Genomic DNA, 17566 nt, shown 5'->3' with positions numbered 1-17566 from the left:
CAGGGGTGGCCGGGCGACGGACCCGGCCACCCCTGGACAGCCGCGTGCTACGGCTGGAGGTTGATCTTGAACGTGGACGTCGTGTTGCGGATGTCCACCGCGTTGTCGCTCAACTTCAGGTTGCGGAAGGTGACTTCACCGACCGCCGGGCCCTGGCCCGACTCCGGCATCTCGTTCGCCCACACCCCGAAGCCGGACTTGGCGTCGTAGGCGTCACCGCTCTTGCGCGCGCCCGAGATGGTCACGTCCGTCAGGATCGTGTCCTTGATCGGGAACTGGGGCTGTCCTCCCACGTAGTTGGTCTGGAACATGATTCCGCTGTACGTCGGATCGACGATGTCGACGTCGGTGACGCGGATGCCCTGGAACACCTTCGACGCGGAGAACATCCAGATCCCCGGGAACGTCTGCCCGTTCCAGAAGTGGCCGCCGGAGCGGACGACCGAGGTGTTCTCCAGGGTGGTCGGGCCGGTGCCGAACCCGTTCATCGGATACCCGAAGTCCAGTGAGCTGATGGTGACCCCGGAGTAGACGAGCGTGTCCGCGACGAGGATGTTGCGGAACGTGTTGTCGTACCCGCCGTACACGGCGATGCCCGCCGCCCGCCACGTCAGCAGGGACGTCAGGTTCTCGAACACGTTGTTCTTCTCGTCCGCGCCGCCCGCGTCGATCGCCGAGAACAGGGCGAAACTGTCGTCGCCGGTCGCCCGGGACTCGTTGTTCACGACGTGGTTGTCCGTGGAGCCGTTCGTCATGTTGACGCCGTCGGCGAACGTGTCCCGGATCCGGGAGTTCTTGACGGTGACCCGGTCGGTGTTCGCGCCCCAGTACAGGCACACCGTGTGCTCGTTCCAGACGTCGTCGATGGTGATGTCCGCGACGTTCGAGAAGTCGAAGACCTTGCCGGGACCGTCGATGCGCGACGTGTAGTTGCCGAAGAACGAGAAGTGCGCGAACGTCGACCCGTTCGCACTTGCCTCCGCGCGGAACCCGGCGTCCGTGTTCTCCTGCGACGACGGCGTGCGGAACCGCGTGAACCACGGCCCGGCGCCGACGACCTTCACCGCCTTGCCGTACACCTGGAACTTGTTCGACGTCTCGTAGTCACCGGCCGGCAGGTAGACCCCGACGAGCTTGCCCGTCGTGTCCATCCGCACCTTGTCCAGCGCGTCCTGCACGGCCTGCTGCGTGAACCCGGTCGGTACGGCGTACGCCGCGGGGTCCGGGTTCGGCAGTTGCGTCGCCTGCTCCAGACTCACGAAGTCGACCGCGTACGTGGTGTCGTTCGCGGCGTCCTTCTGGAGCCGTATCTTGCTGCCCTGCGGCACCGTGCGCCCGAGCAGCAGGTTCGCCTCGTCGTAGATGTGCCGGGGCGCGCCCGCGCTCGGCGCGTTGCCGGGCCCGGTCTCCGCGCCGTACAGCCACGCGTACTTCGACGTCAGGTCGATGGCCTTGAGGAACTGCCCGTCGACATAGACGTTCAGCGTCGAGCCGCGCCCGCCGCCGCCCGCCGCGTCCGGGATCGAGAAGCGGGTGACGAGGGTGTTCGTCGGCGCCTTGGTGGTGAACTCGACATAGCTGCCGGTGCTGTCCAGGGTCACCGCCCTGCGCCCCGAGGCCTCGCCCGCCAGGTCGCCGACCGTGCGGTTGGGGCCGAGGACCTTCGCGCCGCCGCCGACCGTGCCGTCCTCCGCCTCGTAGGTGTCGTACGGCATGCTCGCGCCGCGCCCCACGAACAACGGTTGCGACGACGTGTTGTTGTCCCGCTTGACCGGCAGTTCGTCGGCGTCGGCGGCGATCACGGTCTTCACCGTGAATCTGCCCTTGCCGGCCGTCCACGTGCCGAGCTTGACCGGCGCGGTGGTGGCACCGGCCGCGATCGACCCGTCGTAGGATCCGGTGAGCGTCTTCACGACCGTGCCGGCGGAGTCGGCGACCGTGAGGGTGACGGCGTGGCCACCGGCCGAACTCGCTCTGTTCCCCTGGTTCTTGAGGGCGACCGAGAAGGTGACCGTGTCGCCCTCGCCCGGCGCGCTCGGCGCCCAGGACACGGGCGAGGCCACCAGGTCGACACTGGACACCGGTTTGACGACGAGACTCGTCGGGCTCGTGTAGGCGTTGTTGCCCTCGTCGCGCTCCACGACCTTGTTGCCCGGGTCGACGACCGCGCCGACCTGGTAGGTTCCCGCGCCGCGGGTACCGATGTCCGCGCTGACGGTGGCCGTCGCCCCGGCCGCGAGCGCGCCCACGGAGGCGGAGCCGACCTTGTCGGAGCCGAGCTTCAGGTCCACGTCGGTCGCGGTGCTCGCCTCACTGCCCGCGTTGCGGACCGTCGCCGACAGGGTGATCCTGTCGGACTCCACCGGAGAGGCGGGCTGCGCCGTGACGCCCGTGACCTGGAGATCGGGGTTGGGCGCGGGCTCGCCGATGACCTGGAACTCCGCCAACTGACCCGCCGGAGCCCCGGAGTTGGCGGTGAAGGTGAGACGGACGTCCGCCACGCGCGCGGTGACCGGAACCGTCACCGTGTTCCCGCTCGCCGGGTTGAACGTGTACTCCTTCGCCGCGGCCAGCGTCGTGAAGTCCGACGCCTTCTGCTCCCGGCCCAGCACCTCGATCTTCTGGGTGCGGGTGGACCAGGCGGCGTCCGGGTTCAGCTTCAGGACGACGGAGGACACGTCCGCGTTCGCGCCGAGCTTCACGGTCAGGGTGTTCGGGTAGCTGCCCCCGCCGCCCTCCCAGTACGTGCCGGTGTCGTCGTCGACCGCGTTCTGCGCGACGTACGTGAACGTCGAGGAGGACGCCGTGATCGGCTTGCCGACGGCCAGATTCGCCCCGACGGTCGTGGCGCCGTCGCGGGTCACCGAGTCGGAGTTCGCCGACTGGTTGCCCGCCGCGTCCTTGGCCCGCACGAAGTACGTCACCGTCGCCGACGCGGGCTGCGTGTCGGTGTACGACGTGACGTCCCCGGCGACGGACTTGAGGAGCGTCCCGTTCGCGTAGATGTCGTACGCGGTGACCTTCACGTTGTCGGCCGACGCCTGCCAGGCGAGCTTGACCTGGCCCTTGACCGCCTCGGTGAAGGCCAGGTTCCCGGGCGCGGTCGGTGCCTGCGTGTCGCCCGAAGCGCCCTTGCGCGTCACCGAGTTGGAGTTGGCCGACTGGTTGCCCGCGGCGTCCTTGGCCCGCACGAAGTAGGTGAGCGTCGCCGACGTCGGCTGGGTGTCGGTGTAGGTGAGCGTGGCACCGTCGACCGACGCGCGCAGCGTCCCGTCGGCATAGATGTCGTAGCCCGTCACCTTCACGTTGTCCGTGGCGGCCTTCCAGGTCAGCTTGATCTGACCGGTCGCGGGCTCGGTGTAGGCGAGATCGGCGGGAGCTCCGGGCGCCTCGGTGTCACCGGACGCCGGGCCGTACACCTCCACCTCGGAGAACTGCCCGGCCGGCTGGCGCGAGTTGGCGGTGACGAGCACCCGCACGTAGCGCGTCGTAACGGTGTCGAAGGACAGGGTCTGCGCCTGACCGCCCGCCGAGGTGAACTCGTACGCCTTGGACGCGACCAGATCCTGGAAGTCCGTGCCGTTCGTGCTGCCCCGCAGCGTCAGCGTCTGCGCCCTGGTCTCCCACCCGGACGGCAGCCGCAGCACCACGCGGTTCACGCGCACCGAAGCGCCCAGGTCCACCTGGACCCACTGCGGCAGCGCGTCGTTCCTGGACTCCCAGTAGCTGGCGACATCACCGTCCCCGGCGTTCGCCGCCGCGTACGTCTGCGTCGTGGAACTCGCTGTGAAGGTCTTGCCGCGGGCCAGGTTGACCGAGGACTCACCCGCGCCGTGCACCTCCAGCTCCGACAACTGGGCGGCCCGCCAACCCGTGTTGGCGCTCACCACGATGCGCAGGTAACGGGTCTGCGTCGCGGCGAACGACACCGTCACCGTGTTCCCCGAGCCCGGCGCGAAGGTGTACGACGCCGACGCCTTCAAGGTGTCGAACGAGGTGCCGTCCGCACTGCCCTGCACCGACAGCGTCTGGCTACGGCTCTCCCACGCGCCCGGCAGCCGCAGCACCACCTCGTCGACGCGGGCCGCCGCGCCCAGGTCGGCCTGCACCCACTGGGGCAGGTCGGAGCCGGAACTCTCCCAGTACGTGGCGGCGTTGCCGTCGGTGACCTTCGCCGCGCCGTACTCCCCGTTCGCGCTGCTCGCCCTCGTCGGGGCGCCCGCCGCGAGGTTCGGGCCACCCCCTGCCTGCGCCGGGAGCACCGGCAGGCCGAGGAACGCCAGGGCGAGCGCGAGGAGGGCGACCGCGAGGCCCCGCCTTCCGCCGCGCCGCCCGGATCTGAGCGATGACTGTCCGATCATGCTGCCCCTGTCCCCGCACCGAGGTGCGGTGAAGCGAAGACTCCCACCGAGTGATCTGTTTCTTGCGTTCAGTTGTTGGAGAATTGCAGAGTGATGTTGATGAGTCCACCGTTTGCGCAGGGGTAGTTGCGATGCGAGAGAATCGGGGGAGGCCACTGCCGTCCGCTCGGCCCACGACGGAGGAACGATCGAGATGCCCGCTGTCCATGTCCTGCTCGCCGAACTGCTGGAGGGGGCCGACCCGGCCGCCACGGGAGCGTTGTGGCGCCTCGAAGGCGCGGCGCGGCAGCTCGACGCCAATGTCGTTCGGGTGCGGCCCGGGGCGCGGGGAGAGGCGTACGTCGAGAACGACCTCGACGTCCTCCTCGTCGTCGCCGAGGGCCACGGCACCCTGCGCCGGGCGGAACGCGACGAGGAACTGAAGCCGGGCACGGTCGTGTTCGTGCCGCGCGGCGAGCGGCGCGGCGTCAGTGCGGGCGACGACGGCCTCGTCTACCTCACGGTCCATCGCAGGCGCCCCGGCATGACGATCGGCCGGGCCGCCACCGCGGTGCGCGCGGAGGGCGGAGAGGCGCCTTGTCTGCTGCCGCGCGTCTGCGCCGAGTGCGGCCGGGCCGCCGAGGACGCCGGCGCCAACTTCTGCGGCCGCTGCGGCAAGCGCTTGCCAGGAGGGACTTCCGGCCTTCATTGAGCGGGAGAGATCAAGCCACGCGGCCGGTCCGCGCTCCCGGTCCCGGCCTGGTGCAAGGGATCCGGCGCGTCGCTTCCGTCACTTCTCGCCACTGATTCAACACACAATGTTACTGAAAGGTGGGGGTCCGGGGTGAGTTCCCGGTCTCCCCACGGCAGACTCTGCCCCAGGCGGTCGCCGGCTCACGAGGCGGCCGACCTGGGGAGGGGAAGCACCACTGGGGGAGTCCGGGCGTGTGGGGCGCGCGGACTCCCCGCCCCGTCAGGACGCCGGGACCGTGTCCTCGAACGTCGTGCCCGCCGCGCGGTACGCCGCCACCTTCGCCGCCACCTGGGCCGGGGTGAGCACCTGGTCCTTGACGTGCAGCACGTAGTCGACCTGCTGGTCGTAGGCGCGCGGGCTGGTGCTCGTCTGGCCCGCCAGGTCGATCAGCCACTGGTTGAAGTTGATCGACATCGGCCGCTCCGGCAGGTACGCGGCGTCGTGCGTGCCGAACGACCGACCGTCGATGTAGTACGTGATGGCGCTGTTGTCGATGGTGACCACCAGGTCGTGCCACCCGGCGTAGCTCTGCCGGCTCTCCGTGTGCTGGTTCACCGCCTGCCACGGATCCGGGTTGTACGTCTCCCAGGACGTCGTGTACAGGATGTTCGACGGTTCGCCCCAGCCTCCGTTCGGCAGGTACTCGAAGTCGTACTCGGCGTAGTCGTCCGCCATCGGCGCCTTGAGGTCGTTGATGGTGAAGAACGTCTGCACCAGGTGGTCCCCGTCCGGCCCGCTCCTGGGCGCGTCACTGAACCTGACCCGCGCCGCGTACGTCCCGTTCCTGAACTTCAGCGCCTTGGTGAGGACTTCGGTCTGCTTCGTGCCCGCGCCGGTCCCCGTGGTCGACGTCTCCAAATTCATCACCGCGTTCCCGCCCGAGGTCGGGAACGTCACGTTCTCGGGCGCCCACGTCGCGCCGGGCACGCCGGGACCACCGGAGTTGGCGCGCACGCTCCAGCCGTTCGCCGCGATCCTCGGATCGTTGTGACCGCTGTAGTCGAAGTCGTCGAAGAGGGTGGCCCCGGCACCGGGCGGGTCGGTGGGGTCCGTCGGGTCGGTCGGGTCCGTGGGATCGGTCGGATCGTTGCCCGCGGGCGCCGAGCCCCACACGAGGGCCCCGCCGAGCTGGGCGGTGACCTTCGACCAGTTCCCGTACGCCGACTGCGCCGCGCCGAACGAGTAGTCGTCGGCCTGGTTCAGGGGCTGCCAGTCGGAGCGGTGGAAGCGCAGTTGCAGATCGCCCGTGTCGGCGCCGACGGCGAGGGATCCGGCGCCGGACGTGAAGCCGATCTCCAGATACCGGTCGGCGGTCGCCGTGGGGTGGGCGAGCGTGCCGAAGGTGCCCGTGACGTTGGCGCAGCCCTTGACGGCCCAGGAGCAGGCGAAGCGGTAACTCGCGCCCGCCGTATCGGCCTTGAAGTAATAGCGGACCTTCACCCCGCCGAGCGGCACGCTCGCGCCGCCGGAGTTGCGGACCTTCAGCCACGGCTCGGCCTGATCGCTGCCGGTGCTGCCCGTGTGGTACTGCACGGTCAGCTCGCCCGCGGTCGCGGCGGCGCTCGACGGCGGGGCGAACAGGCCCGCGCAGCCGAGGGCGGCGGCCACGGCGCAGCCCGCGGCCCTGGTGACGGTCGTTCTTCTCGCGACGCTCTTCCTCATGACGGTTCCTTTCCGGAACGGTGGGGGACGGGGAGGTGCGGGTCGAGCGGCCCGTGCCGCACTCCGAGCGCGGCGAGCCGCACCGTGTGCGCGGCCAGCCGCTCACGGAAACCGGCCCAGGACGGGGAGCCGTGCCAGGCGCGGTCGGCGAGGGCGCACAGCCGGGGGAAGGACAGACGGTCGACGTGTGCGGCGGTCGGGGCGAACTCCGTCCACAACTGCGCCTGCATGCCGAGGACGCGGCCGGCCGTGTCGGTGTCGTCCGGTGGCTCGTGGTCGTGGACCGCCCGCAGACCGACCACGGGGCCCGGCTGCCCCCGCGGTTCGTCCGGGGCGCAGGACTGCGCGTAGTCCAGGTAGCTCGCCCGGTGCTGGGCGCTGATCACCGCGTGGCCGCGCTTGAGCGCGATGCGGGTGTGCTCGGGGTCGCGCCAGGTCATGACGGTGAACTGCGGCGGCAGCCCCGCACCGGTCTCCACCCACGCCGTCGGAGTGCGCCCGCGTTCCAGGAGGAACTCCCCGATGCGGCCCAGGAACCAGCCGTGCAGCGCGGCCGGGTCCGCCAGGCCCTCGGCGGCGGCCCGCGCGCGGGCCGCCGGACTCGCCGCCCACTCCGTGCCGGGGCACTCGTCGCCGCCGATGTGCACATGCGGCGACGGGAACACGGAGAGGACCTCGTCGAGGACGGTGCGGCAGAAGTCGAGCACCGGTTCGTGCACGCCGAGGACGTTCTCGCACACGCCCCACCGGGTCCACACGTCGAGGCGCCGCCCCGGCACGGTGCCCAGCTCAGGATGGGCGGCGAGGGCGGCCCGGGTGTGCCCGGGCATCTCTATCTCCGGCACGACGGTGACCCCACGCGCGGCGGCGTACGTGACAAGGCCCGTCAACTCCCGCCGACTGTAAGCCCCTTCGTGCGGGACGCCATCGAAGAGGTGGCTGCCCGCGGGCCCGACCATCGACTCGGCGCGCCGCCCGCCGACCTCCGTGAGGCGCGGGTACGCGGCGACCGGCATCCGCCATCCCTGGTCGTCGGTCAGATGCAGATGCAGCACGTTCAGCTTGTGCAGGGCGAGCAGATCGACGTAGCGGCGCAGCAGTGACACCGGCTGGAAGTGCCGGGCCACATCGAGCATGAAGCCGCGCCAGGGGTGCCGGGGCACGTCGGTGATCTCCGCGCACGGCAGGCGCCAGTCGACGTCGCCCCGGGCGGTGCCCGCCAGGGCCTCGGGCGGCAGGAGTTGGCGCACGGTCTGCACGCCGCGCAGCAGGCCGGGCAGGCGCGCGGCCCGCAGCAGGACCGCGTCCGGCGCGACCGTCAGGCCGTAGCCCTCCTCCCCGAGCCCGCCCAGCCGCGGGTCGAGCGCGAGCACGAACGGCCCGTCGGACGCGGCGCGCAGGGGCAGCCCGGTGGCCGGCGCGAGGAGCGTGCGGAGCAGCACGGCGGCGGGGCCCGCGCCGGGGGAGATCCGGACCGTCGTCCCGGCCCGGAGCGTGAAGTGCCCCGGGCGGAAGGTGAGTTGGGTGGGCAGAGGGAGCAGAGAGGGGCGGTGTGCGGGCACTGCGGACCTCCGAACGGGGGGCGGACCGGATCGTCCGGGCGGGTCAGCCCTTGACGGCGCCGGCCGCGAAACCGGACGTGACATGCCGCTGCAACACCAGGAAGATCACCAGGGCGGGCAGCGCGAACAGGGTGGAGGCCGCCATGGTGGCGCCCCAGTCGGTGCCGAACGTGTTGTGGAACGAGGACAGCCACACCGGCAGCGTCCGGTGGTCCTGCTGCTTGATGATGAGGAAGTTGGCGTACGCGAACTCGTTCCACGCCGTGATGTAGCCGAACAGCGAGGTCGCCATCAGGCCCGGCGCCAGCAGCGGGAACGCGATGTGCCGGAAGGCTCCGGCCCGGGTACAGCCGTCGACCTGCGCCGACTCCTCCAGCTCGGCCGGGATCGTGGCGAGGAAACCGCGCAGCACGACGATCGTGAACGGCAGCGTCATCATGAAGTAGACGAGCGTCAGGGTCGGCAGCCGGTCCAGCATCCCGGTGTCGCGGGAGATGATGTAGACGGGGATGATCAGCGACTCCCACGGTGCCATCTGCGCGACGAACACCATCAGCATGAACTGCCGCCGCCCCCGCCACCGCATCCGCGCCACCGCGAACGACGCCGCGAGCGCCACCACCAGCGCCAGCAGTACCGCGCCCAGCGTCACGAGCACACTGTTGCGCCAGAACAGGCCGAACCCGTCGGCGTCGACCGCCCGCCGGAAGTGGTCGAGCGTCCACGTCCGCGGGAGCGGAGCGGGGCGGTCGGACTGGATGTCGCGGTTCGGTTTGAAGGCCGTCGTGACCATCCAGTACACGGGGAAGAGGCAGACCACCACCGTGACGGTCGCGGCGACATGGAGCGGGAGGCGGCGCAGCGCGCGCGAGGACGTCACAGCTCGCCCTCCTGCCGGAACATCTGCCGGAAGTAGGCGACGAGCACCCCGGACATGAGCAGCACCGTCACCATCGACGCCGCCGACCCCAGGTCGTAGCGCTGCCCGGACAGGGCGGTCTGCACCGCGTAGACGGGCAGGATGGTGGTCGCGTCACCCGGCCCGCCGCGCGTCATCACCCAGATCTGCACGAACGCCTTGAACGTCCAGATCACCTCGAGGGACAGCACCAGCATGAAGATCGGCCGGACGATGGGCAGCGTGATCGACCGGAAGACGCGCGCGCCGGACGCGCCGTCGATGCGCGCGGCCTCGTACAGGTCGGACGGCACGGTGGTCAGCGCCGAGTACAGGGTGATCGCCGCGAACGGCACCGACTGCCACACGACGAGCGTGACCAGGATGGTGAAGGCCGCCGGGCCGTGCGCCAGCCACGGGTATCCGTCGAACGAGGAGAACCCGAGGCCGGTCAGCGTGTGGTTGACGATCCCGAACTCCGAGTGGAACAGCCACTGGAACACGGTCGTCGCCGCGACCACCGGCATCGCCCATGTGAGCACGAGCGCGCAGAGCACCGCCGTACGCCAGGTCCGGCCGAGCCGCTCCACCATGAGCGCCACGAGCGTCGACAGCACCATGATCAGGGCGACGCTGACCGCCATGAACAGGAACGTGCGGCGCACGACGGTCCAGAACCGGGGATCGAAGAGCAGCGTCGTGTAGTTGTCGAACCCGGTGAAGTGCGCGTCGCCCAGGATGAGCTGGCGCAGGCCGAAGTCCTGGAAGGAGATCAGGACCGCCCGGCCCAGTGGATAGACGAGCAGGTACAGCATGCCGAGGACGGCGGGCGCCACCAGCAGGTAGGGCCACGCGCCGGACGTCGTGGCGCGGCGGGCCGGGCCGCGGGGGCGCCGGGGCGGCGGGGTGAGGGGGCGGGGCGCGGTCCGCTCGCGGACGATCGACACGGCGCACACTCCTTGTCGTCGGTTCTCGTGGTGGGAGGGAGGCCGGTCAGGAGCCGGAGTTCATGGCCGAGGTGATCGCCTCGGACGCCTTCCTCGCCTCCCGCGCCGGATCACCGCCCGTGAGGACCGCCGTCATGTAGTCCTTGATCGGATTCTTCGCCTCGACGGCGGCCCAGCCCGGTGTGTTCGGCGTCGCGTGCCCCACCGCCGCGCCGGCCGCCATCGCGGAGGCCCCCGGGTCCTTGGCGACCGCGTCGGCGAGCGTCGTCTTGTTCGGTACGTAGCTCATCGCGACGGCGAGCTTCTTCTGCCACGCGTCGCCGGTCAGCTCCTCGACGAAGGTGTACGCGGCGTCGTGGTGCCGGGACACGGTCGGGATCACCAGGTCGGAGCCGCCGGTGAACACCGCGCCGGGGGTGCCGGCTGTCTTGCCCGGGATGGGGAAGAACCCCAACCTGCCCTTCAGCGCCGGGTTGTTCTGCACGACGACGTCGGCGCCGCCGGGCGTGTTGATGATCTGGGCGACCTGCCCCTCGGCCATGACCTCGGCCTGCGGCGGCTGCGCCTCGTCGGAGTCCGCGGGGCCTTTGCCGAGGGCCTGGAGCTTCTTGTAGAACGCCATCGCGCGCAGCGCCTCCGGCGTGTCCAGTGCGCCCTTCCACTTCTCGCCGGACTCGGTGGCCAGGTCCCCGCCCTCGTCCCAGACGAAGCCGGAGAGGGTGTACCAGTTCTGGCCGGGCAGGTAGATGCCCTGCCGCGCGCCCTTGTCCAGCTTCTTCGTCGCGGCGATCCACTGCTCACGTGTCCTGATCGACGCCGCGTCGACACCCGCCTTCGCGAACAGGTCCTTGCGGTAGATGACGACCCGGTTGGCCGCGTAGTACGGGATGCCGTACTGCTTGCCCTCGTACGCGCCCGGTTCGGCCAGGCCCTTGAGCCAGTCCTTGCCGCCGAGCGCGTCGACCTTGTCGCTCAGGTCCAGCAGGCCGCCGCTCCGCGCGAACTGGGCGACCTGGGTGTTGCCGGTCTCGATGACGTCGGGCGCGTCGTTGCTGGCGAGCGCGGCGGTGACCTTCTCGCCGATGCCGTCCCATTCCTGGATCTGCACCCGCACGTCGATGTCCGGATGCGCGGCCTCGAACCCCTTCTCGAACTGCTGCTGGAAGGCGGCCGAGACGCTGTCGCGCATCAGCCACACGTCGATCCCGGTCCGCCCGCCGTCCCCGGCCTCCCCGTCACCGGAGCCGGACGAACTGCAGGCACTGAGCCCGGCGACCGCGACGAGCGCGGACAGACCGGCGAGCATACGGAGCTTCACGGTTCACCTCTGGGCGCCGGACCTGACCAGTTCTCCAACTGGTCAGGTGACCTCTGGTGGTGGAGAAAGCTGGCATAGACCATTGAGCCCGTCAACCCCCTAGTGAATAAAGGGGAGTTGTCGATCAAGGTGGCGTCGTGGTCAACTGGTCAGGCAACTGGTCGTACGGCACGAGGGGGCGGACGTGAACGCCGACGGGACCACCGAGAACCCGGCCGCGCCGGGGGCGGTGCTCAAGCGCGAGCGGGTGCGCGACCACATCCTGGAACTCATCGAATCCCAGCGCCCCGGTGACGCCATCCCCTCCGAGCGCACCCTCTGCGCCCGCCTCGGCGTCTCCCGGCCCACACTGCGCGCGGCGGTCGACGAACTCGTGGCCGCCGGTCTTCTCGTCCGCGAACACGGCCGCGGCATGTTCGTCGCCCCCGCGAAGATCACCCAGGAGCTCGTCGCCGGGGAACAGACGCTCGCGGTGCCGCAGGCCGCGGGCGCCTGGTCGAGCCGCCTCCTGGAGTTCACCACCATCCAGGCGGGCGCCCGCGTCGGCCGCAAGCTGCGCCTCTCGCCCGCCGCGAGGATCGTCTACGTGGCCCGGCTGCGCCTGGTCGACGGGGCCCCGATGGCCATCGAGCACCTGCACATCCGCGCCGATCTGGTCCCAGGACTGAGCGCCCAGGAACTGGAGAGCGGCGACCTCTACGCCCATCTGCGCGAACACCACGACGTACACGTCCGCGAAGCCGTCCAGGCCATCGAGCCGACCGTCGTCACCCGCGCGGAGGCCGACCTCCTGGACGTTCCCGAGCTGTCCCCGGCGCTGCTCTTCGAGCGGCTCACCTCGGACGCCTCCGGGCGGCCCGTCGAGTACGTCCACTCGCTGTACCGCGGGGACCGCTACCGGATCGTCTCCCGCCTCACGCTGGGCCCCGCCGCGACCCCCGCCGCGCCGTCGGCCGGGCACCACCCGGGGATCCCGCCCGGCGACTTCGCCCATCGCGACACGGTCGCCTCCTCCACCCGCGGCGACGTCCAGCAGGCGCCCTGAGCCCGCCTCGACGCGGGCAGTAGCGCCTCCGGCCTGAAGGCCATGCACCGGTGTCGGAGGCGCGAGCGAGGCCACGAAGCACGGTCGTGGCGGCGCTGGAAACCGCCCCTGAGCTCGACGCGGAGGAACCCGCGTATCCACTGCTCGCCCCTGATCCGGACAGTCGCCTGCCAGGAGGCGATGTCGTGCCCCCGCGACGCCAGTCCCGAGGGGTCACACCCGGTGGTGGACTCCACACCTGGGGACCGTCCAGCCGCAACCTGTGGCTCGACGACATGAGGGGCGGCACGGCGCCTTCGGGCCACTGGGACTCTGAGCTCGGACCAGTCTCCGGACCGCCGAAAGGGTGGGTGCGTAAAGACAGGCTCTGACACACGCCGGGTGCCGTGCCTGCGGGGCACGGACGCGGGACCTCGTTACGGTTCGGCCATGGCCGACTACCGCATCGAGACCGTCCGCAACGGCGAGCGCGACTGGACCGCTCGCAACGACCGGGGCGCCGAGGTCCGCATCGCCCCCGCCGACGCCAGGACCGACACCCCGTCGTTCACCCCCGTCGAACTCCTCCTCGCCGCGCTCGGCGGCTGCGGCGGCCTCGTCGTGGACCGCACGGCCCGCACCGCCGACCACGACGACCTGCGCATCGTCGTCGCGTCGGTCTCCGGGCCCGAGGACGACGGCCGCGTCGGCACCGTCCGCGTCTCCTACGAGATCGCGCTGCCCGAGGGCGACACCCGCACCGCCGAGATCCTGGAGAACGGCATCCGCCTCACCCACGAGAAGTACTGCACGGTCAGCCGCACCGTCGAGCACGGCGCCCGCGTCGAGGCACACGGCCCCGACGGCACCATGCTCTTCCTGGGCGGCTGACCGCCGTGCGGCACGGGGCGGACGCGATGGCCGGATGTCGTCAGGGTCCCGCGCGGTCGCCGGTACTCTCGCACCGCGCCGCGCGATCACCGTGCGTGCGCACCTTCTGACACCGAGTCATCCGCCGAGTCATCGGCCCCTGCAGATCCGGGAGACTTCCGAGTGAAGCCCATGCGCACGATCCTGGCCGCCGCGGTCGCCGCCCTCGCGGTCGCCGCCGCGCCGTCCGTGGCCACCGCCGACGCGTCCGCCCCGGCCGCCGCGCACGCACCGTGCACCGGCGAGTACCACGGCGACGCCCGCCTCGGCCCGAAGTACCTGCCCGGCAAGAAGCAGACGCCGGTGGGCCCGCTGCTCAAGGGCTACCACCGGACCGGCACCCTGAGCCCGGCGGCCTTCCTGAAGAAGTACTGGGAGGGCCCCGCGGACACCGGCTCCTGGAAGTACCCGCCCAACGACGGGTTCACCGAGACCAACGGCCACGTCGACCGCACGGCCACCGAGCTGGCACCCGGCGAGCGACTGGACCGGTTCGGCTCCGAGTACGGCGGCTATCTCGCCCCCGCCGGCGACCCGTACGGCAAGCGGGCGCTGCCCCCGCAGAACCTCAACACCCGCGACGCGGCCTTCGCCTGCGACTACCACGTGTACGTGGTGGAGAAGCCGTTCTCCGTGTGGCAGGGCCCCATCGCCCCCTGGTTCGCGCAGCCGGGCGGTGGACAGCAGATCAAACTGGACGCCGTCTTCCTCGACCCCGGCGCGGGCCGGCGCCTCAACGTCAAGTGGCTGACCGAGCACGACTACCTCGAACCCGCCGCGTAAGGAGCCGGCACCGTGGACGTGCACACACTGGGCGAAGCGCTGCGCCGGGCGGGCGTCCCCGCCGCCTACTACTGGGTCGAGGGCGTCCACGAACCCGCCCCCACGCCCCCGGACTTCCTGTATCTGCGCAGGACGTCCGACGGGGCGTGGGAGACCGGTGCGTACGAGCGCGGCGCGCACCGTCCGATCTCCGCACACCCCTCGGAACAGGAGGCCTGCGCCCATCTGCTGAGCCTGCTCGTCACAGACCCGGCCCGCTGAGCTACGGCAGGCTGTGCACCTTCGGGCCGACCGCGCTCGACCAGGCACCGCCGGCCGTCGCGTCCCAGTTCGTCGACCAGGTCATCGCGCCGCGCAGCCCCGGATAGGTCTTCGCGGGCTTGAAGGAACCGCAGTTCGTGCCCCGCGCCAGGCAGTCGAGCGCGTTGTTCACGACCGAGGGGGCCACGTAGCCGCTGCCCGCCCCGCGCGTCGACGCCGGGACGCCGAGCCCGACCTGCGAGGCGTCGAGACCGCCCTCCAACTGGATGCAGGCGAGCGCGGTGAGGAAGTCCACCGAGCCCTGGCTGTACACCTTGCCGTCACAGCCCAGCATCGAACCGCTGTTGTAGTACTGCATGTTGACGACGGTGAGGATGTCCTTCACGTTCAGCGCGGTCTTGAAGTACTCGCCCGACGTGGACTGCATGTCGATGGTCTGCGGCGCCATGGTGAGCACCAGCTTCGACCCCGCCTTGGTGGACAGTTGGCGCAGCGCCTTCGTCATGTAGGTCGAGTTGAGGCCGTTCTCCAGGTCGATGTCGATCCCGTCGAAGCCGTACTCCTGCATGAGCGCGTACGCGCTGTCGGCGAAGGCCGTCGCCGAGGCGTCGCTGTTGACCGCGACGCTGCCCTTCTCGCCGCCGACCGAGAGGATCACGGACTTGCCCGCCGCGTGCTTGGCGGCGATGTCGGCCTTGAAGTCGGCGGCGGAGGCGTAGCCGACGGCCGGGTCGAGGTGGAAGGCGATCTGCCCCGGCGTCGTCGTGGCGTCCGCGAACGAGACCGCGATGATGTCGTACTGGGAGGAGACGTCCCGCAGCTTCTGCACGGTGGCGCCGTTGTCGAAGTTCTGCCAGTAGCCGGTCAGCGCGTGCTTGGGCACGGTGCCGCCGCCTCCACCGCCACCGCCCGAGGTGGCGGTTCTCGCGCTGACCGCCGCCGACTTCGCCGACTCGCCGGCCGCGTTCGTCGCACTGACCTGGAAGCTGTACGAGGTGTCGGCGGCGAGGCCGGTGACGGTCGTCGAGGCGCCGGTGACCGAGGCGACCTTCGTGCCGTCCCGGTAGACGTTGTAGCCGGTCGCCGTGGAGACCGGGGTCCAGGACAGGGCGACGGAGGACGAGGTGGCCGTGCCCGCGGTGAGGCCCGCGGGCACGGCGGGTATCACGACCGGGTCGCTGCCGCCGCCCCCGTCGGGGCCGAAGACGCTGACGTCGTCGACGTAGTAGGCGCTCTGCCCGTACCAGCCGTGCGTGTAGACCGTGACCGAGGTCGTGTTCGCGCCGGTCTTGAAACTGGTGCTGAGCTGCTGCCAGGAGGAGCTGCCCGGCGTCCAGGTGGAGACGTCGGTGGTGCCGGTTCCGCTCGCGCCGAGGTAGGCGTAACCGCCCTGCGCCCAACTGCTCAGCGTGTACGTCGAGTTGGGCTTGACCGCGACGGTCTGGGTGCACTTGGCGTTGTCCTGCCCCGCCGGGGTGCCCTTCAGCGCCTTGGCGCCGCCGTGCACGGGCGAGGAGACGACGGCGCCACTGCCCGCCGAACAGGTCCAGTTGGACAGGTCCGACTCGAAGCCGGCGTTCTTGGCCACGTTGACGTCCGCGGCCTGCGCGGGAGCGGCGAGCGCGGTGACGCCGATCGCCGCGGCCGAGACGACGGCGAGAGCGCCGCCGAGCCGTCGACGGGATCCGGGTCTGCCATGACGTACACGGTCCACGGGGGTGCCTCCGGGGGGGAGAGGGGGAGAAGCGGTGGTGAACGGTGGCCACCGCTGTGCGCCAAAGCTGGTCCAGACCAATCGAGTTGTCAAGACCTACGGCGCGCGAAGCCGCGGAGAAGGCCGCCGGGGAAGGGTGCCCACACAGCGGAACGGCGCTGAACAGGAAGTTCAGCGCCGTTCGGCAGGGATGGAACCGTGGATGGGGGTCAGAGCAGCCCGCGGACGTAGGCGGCCTGGCCCACGTGCTGGAGATCGTCCGACAGGACGCTGACGAGCCGCGCCCCCAGCGTCACGGGTGGGTCCCAGTTCTCGTCCACGATGCGGTCGAGCGCGGCGTCCTCCAGGCCGCCGAGGAAGTCCAGCGTCCGTTCGTGCACCGCGTCGTAGTAGCCGAGCAGCAGCTCGCCGGATGCGACCCGTACCCGGCCGACCTGTTCGGGCGTGTGGCCGTAGCCGGTGTCGGACGCGGGCAGTGGCAGGGCGAAACGGTCCGCCCAGCCCTGCGTGAGCCAGATCTGCTCGCCGCCCGACGCGTCGGCGACATGGTCGTCCTGCACGCGCGTGAGATGCCAGATCAGCCAGGCGATGGAATTCGCGCCGTCACCGGGGCGCGCGTGGAGATCGTCGACGGAAAGACCGTCGACGGCTGCATGTACTTCTTCCTTGATGCGGCCGTAGGCCTCGATGAATACGTCATGGGAGTGCATGGAGTGCAGTTTCGCCGACCGCGCTGATTTCGGCCAACGCGGCGCCGGAATATGCCAGGAGACTGGCCAGAAAAACGTGGTGACAGTGCGTGCGAAGTGCCGATACTCGACAGGTGGGACGGTTGAATTCCGTTCCTGGGCGGCGTGCGGCGGATCGACGATCGTGATCGCCTCCGCCGCCGGGTCGAACGCTGATCAATCACCGAACAGTTGATGATCAATGGCGCCGGGCAATGGGGGAGATCGTGCACGACGAATTCCTGTGCCACGTCACCGCGTACGGAATCTGCGGCGGACGGCGCGTCGGAGTTCCGCTCGGTACCTATCGCGCCCCCACCCTGCCGCTCGCCCTGTGGTGGCTGCGCGACCGCGCCACCTGGATCGCCGACCGGCTCGATCCGCGCCCCGGCCTGCCGCACGTGCCCGAGGGCGCTCTGATGCCGCTGGGCGACGACGCCCCGGACGTGCCCGCCCTGCTCCGCGCCTGGTGCGCGGACACCGCCCAGCAGGAGCGCGTCGCCGAGGAACTGGCGGGCGGCCGGCTCGTCCGCGTCGCCACCCGGGACGAGACCACCGAGTACGAACTCCTCGCCGAGTCGGTGGACGCCCTGCGCATGGCCCGCACCGCCGTACGCCTACGGGCCCACGCCTCGGTCTGACAGT

At 70.8% G+C, this 17566-nt stretch carries 14 protein-coding genes; 6 read left to right on the top strand and 8 right to left on the bottom strand.

The window, feature by feature from the left end; genetic code table 11:
* Positions 1-47: 47 nt before the first annotated feature.
* Positions 48-4361 carry a discoidin domain-containing protein gene (locus ACIRF8_RS11075; RefSeq protein WP_404213275.1) on the bottom strand — a complete coding sequence of 1438 codons (4314 nt, stop codon included), beginning with the start codon at positions 4359-4361 and terminating at the stop codon, positions 48-50.
* Positions 4362-4554: 193 nt separating this feature from the next.
* Between ACIRF8_RS11075 and ACIRF8_RS11070 the strand changes: the two genes are divergently transcribed.
* Positions 4555-5052: a hypothetical protein gene (locus ACIRF8_RS11070; protein ID WP_404213273.1), complete on the top strand. Its 498-nt coding sequence runs from the start codon at positions 4555-4557 to the stop codon at positions 5050-5052.
* 261 nt (positions 5053-5313) lie between these two features.
* On the opposite strand, the gene ACIRF8_RS11065 is transcribed toward ACIRF8_RS11070, so the two are convergent.
* Genes ACIRF8_RS11065 through ACIRF8_RS11045 form a run of 5 tightly spaced genes read right to left on the bottom strand, consistent with a single transcriptional unit; the run spans position 5314 to position 11481 of the window.
* On the bottom strand, positions 5314-6756 hold the full coding sequence (locus ACIRF8_RS11065; protein WP_404213272.1) for a cellulose binding domain-containing protein: 1443 nt from the start codon (positions 6754-6756) through the stop codon (positions 5314-5316).
* Complete coding sequence (locus tag ACIRF8_RS11060; protein ID WP_404213270.1) at positions 6753-8318, bottom strand: beta-N-acetylhexosaminidase; 1566 nt, start codon at positions 8316-8318, stop codon at positions 6753-6755. Before ACIRF8_RS11060 ends, ACIRF8_RS11065 begins: the two co-directional genes overlap by 4 nt.
* A gap of 43 nt (positions 8319-8361) precedes the next feature.
* Positions 8362-9198: a carbohydrate ABC transporter permease gene (locus ACIRF8_RS11055; protein WP_404213268.1), complete on the bottom strand. Its 837-nt coding sequence runs from the start codon at positions 9196-9198 to the stop codon at positions 8362-8364.
* A complete protein-coding gene (locus ACIRF8_RS11050) occupies positions 9195-10163 on the bottom strand; it encodes a carbohydrate ABC transporter permease (RefSeq protein ID WP_404213266.1) in 969 nt (322 codons plus the stop codon). The genes ACIRF8_RS11055 and ACIRF8_RS11050 overlap by 4 nt, the downstream gene beginning before the upstream one ends.
* 46 nt (positions 10164-10209) lie before the next feature.
* On the bottom strand, positions 10210-11481 hold the full coding sequence (locus ACIRF8_RS11045; RefSeq protein ID WP_404213264.1) for an extracellular solute-binding protein: 1272 nt from the start codon (positions 11479-11481) through the stop codon (positions 10210-10212).
* 184 nt (positions 11482-11665) lie between these two features.
* On the opposite strand from ACIRF8_RS11045, the gene ACIRF8_RS11040 reads away from it, so the two are divergent.
* From ACIRF8_RS11040 to ACIRF8_RS11025, 4 genes are all read left to right on the top strand, one after another.
* Positions 11666-12526 (top strand): GntR family transcriptional regulator, encoded by an 861-nt coding sequence (locus ACIRF8_RS11040; protein ID WP_404213262.1) that lies wholly within the window; start codon positions 11666-11668, stop codon positions 12524-12526.
* Between the two features lie 429 nt (positions 12527-12955).
* On the top strand, positions 12956-13396 hold the full coding sequence (locus tag ACIRF8_RS11035) for an OsmC family protein (RefSeq protein ID WP_404213260.1): 441 nt from the start codon (positions 12956-12958) through the stop codon (positions 13394-13396).
* 171 nt (positions 13397-13567) lie between these two features.
* Positions 13568-14218 carry a TNT domain-containing protein gene (locus ACIRF8_RS11030; protein ID WP_404213258.1) on the top strand — a complete coding sequence of 217 codons (651 nt, stop codon included), beginning with the start codon at positions 13568-13570 and terminating at the stop codon, positions 14216-14218.
* Positions 14219-14230: 12 nt separating this feature from the next.
* Positions 14231-14479 carry a hypothetical protein gene (locus ACIRF8_RS11025; RefSeq protein WP_404213256.1) on the top strand — a complete coding sequence of 83 codons (249 nt, stop codon included), beginning with the start codon at positions 14231-14233 and terminating at the stop codon, positions 14477-14479.
* A 1-nt stretch (position 14480) separates the two neighbouring features.
* Here ACIRF8_RS11025 and ACIRF8_RS11020 read toward each other — a convergent pair whose 3' ends face one another.
* Positions 14481-16193, bottom strand: a complete 1713-nt coding sequence (locus ACIRF8_RS11020; protein WP_404213254.1) for a chitinase — start codon at positions 16191-16193, stop codon at positions 14481-14483.
* Positions 16194-16402: 209 nt separating this feature from the next.
* Positions 16403-16903, bottom strand: a complete 501-nt coding sequence (locus ACIRF8_RS11015; RefSeq protein ID WP_404213252.1) for a DinB family protein — start codon at positions 16901-16903, stop codon at positions 16403-16405.
* A 245-nt stretch (positions 16904-17148) separates the two neighbouring features.
* Between ACIRF8_RS11015 and ACIRF8_RS11010 the strand changes: the two genes are divergently transcribed.
* Positions 17149-17562 carry a hypothetical protein gene (locus ACIRF8_RS11010; protein WP_404213250.1) on the top strand — a complete coding sequence of 138 codons (414 nt, stop codon included), beginning with the start codon at positions 17149-17151 and terminating at the stop codon, positions 17560-17562.
* The last annotated feature ends 4 nt before the right edge of the window (positions 17563-17566 follow it).

Source organism: Streptomyces sp. NPDC102406 (assembly GCF_044765725.1).
Taxonomy (GTDB): Bacteria; Actinomycetota; Actinomycetes; order Streptomycetales; family Streptomycetaceae; genus Streptomyces.
The sequence above is the reverse complement of the archived record's forward strand: the minus strand, read 5'-3'. Positions and strand labels throughout refer to the sequence as shown.

Coding starts and splice junctions, on each gene's coding strand:
- ACIRF8_RS11075 (WP_404213275.1), bottom strand. CDS start 4,361: ATGATCGGACAGTCATCGCTCAGATCCGGGCGGCGCGGCGGAAGGCGG.
- ACIRF8_RS11070 (WP_404213273.1), top strand. CDS start 4,555: ATGCCCGCTGTCCATGTCCTGCTCGCCGAACTGCTGGAGGGGGCCGAC.
- ACIRF8_RS11065 (WP_404213272.1), bottom strand. CDS start 6,756: ATGAGGAAGAGCGTCGCGAGAAGAACGACCGTCACCAGGGCCGCGGGC.
- ACIRF8_RS11035 (WP_404213260.1), top strand. CDS start 12,956: ATGGCCGACTACCGCATCGAGACCGTCCGCAACGGCGAGCGCGACTGG.
- ACIRF8_RS11030 (WP_404213258.1), top strand. CDS start 13,568: ATGCGCACGATCCTGGCCGCCGCGGTCGCCGCCCTCGCGGTCGCCGCC.
- ACIRF8_RS11015 (WP_404213252.1), bottom strand. CDS start 16,903: ATGCACTCCCATGACGTATTCATCGAGGCCTACGGCCGCATCAAGGAA.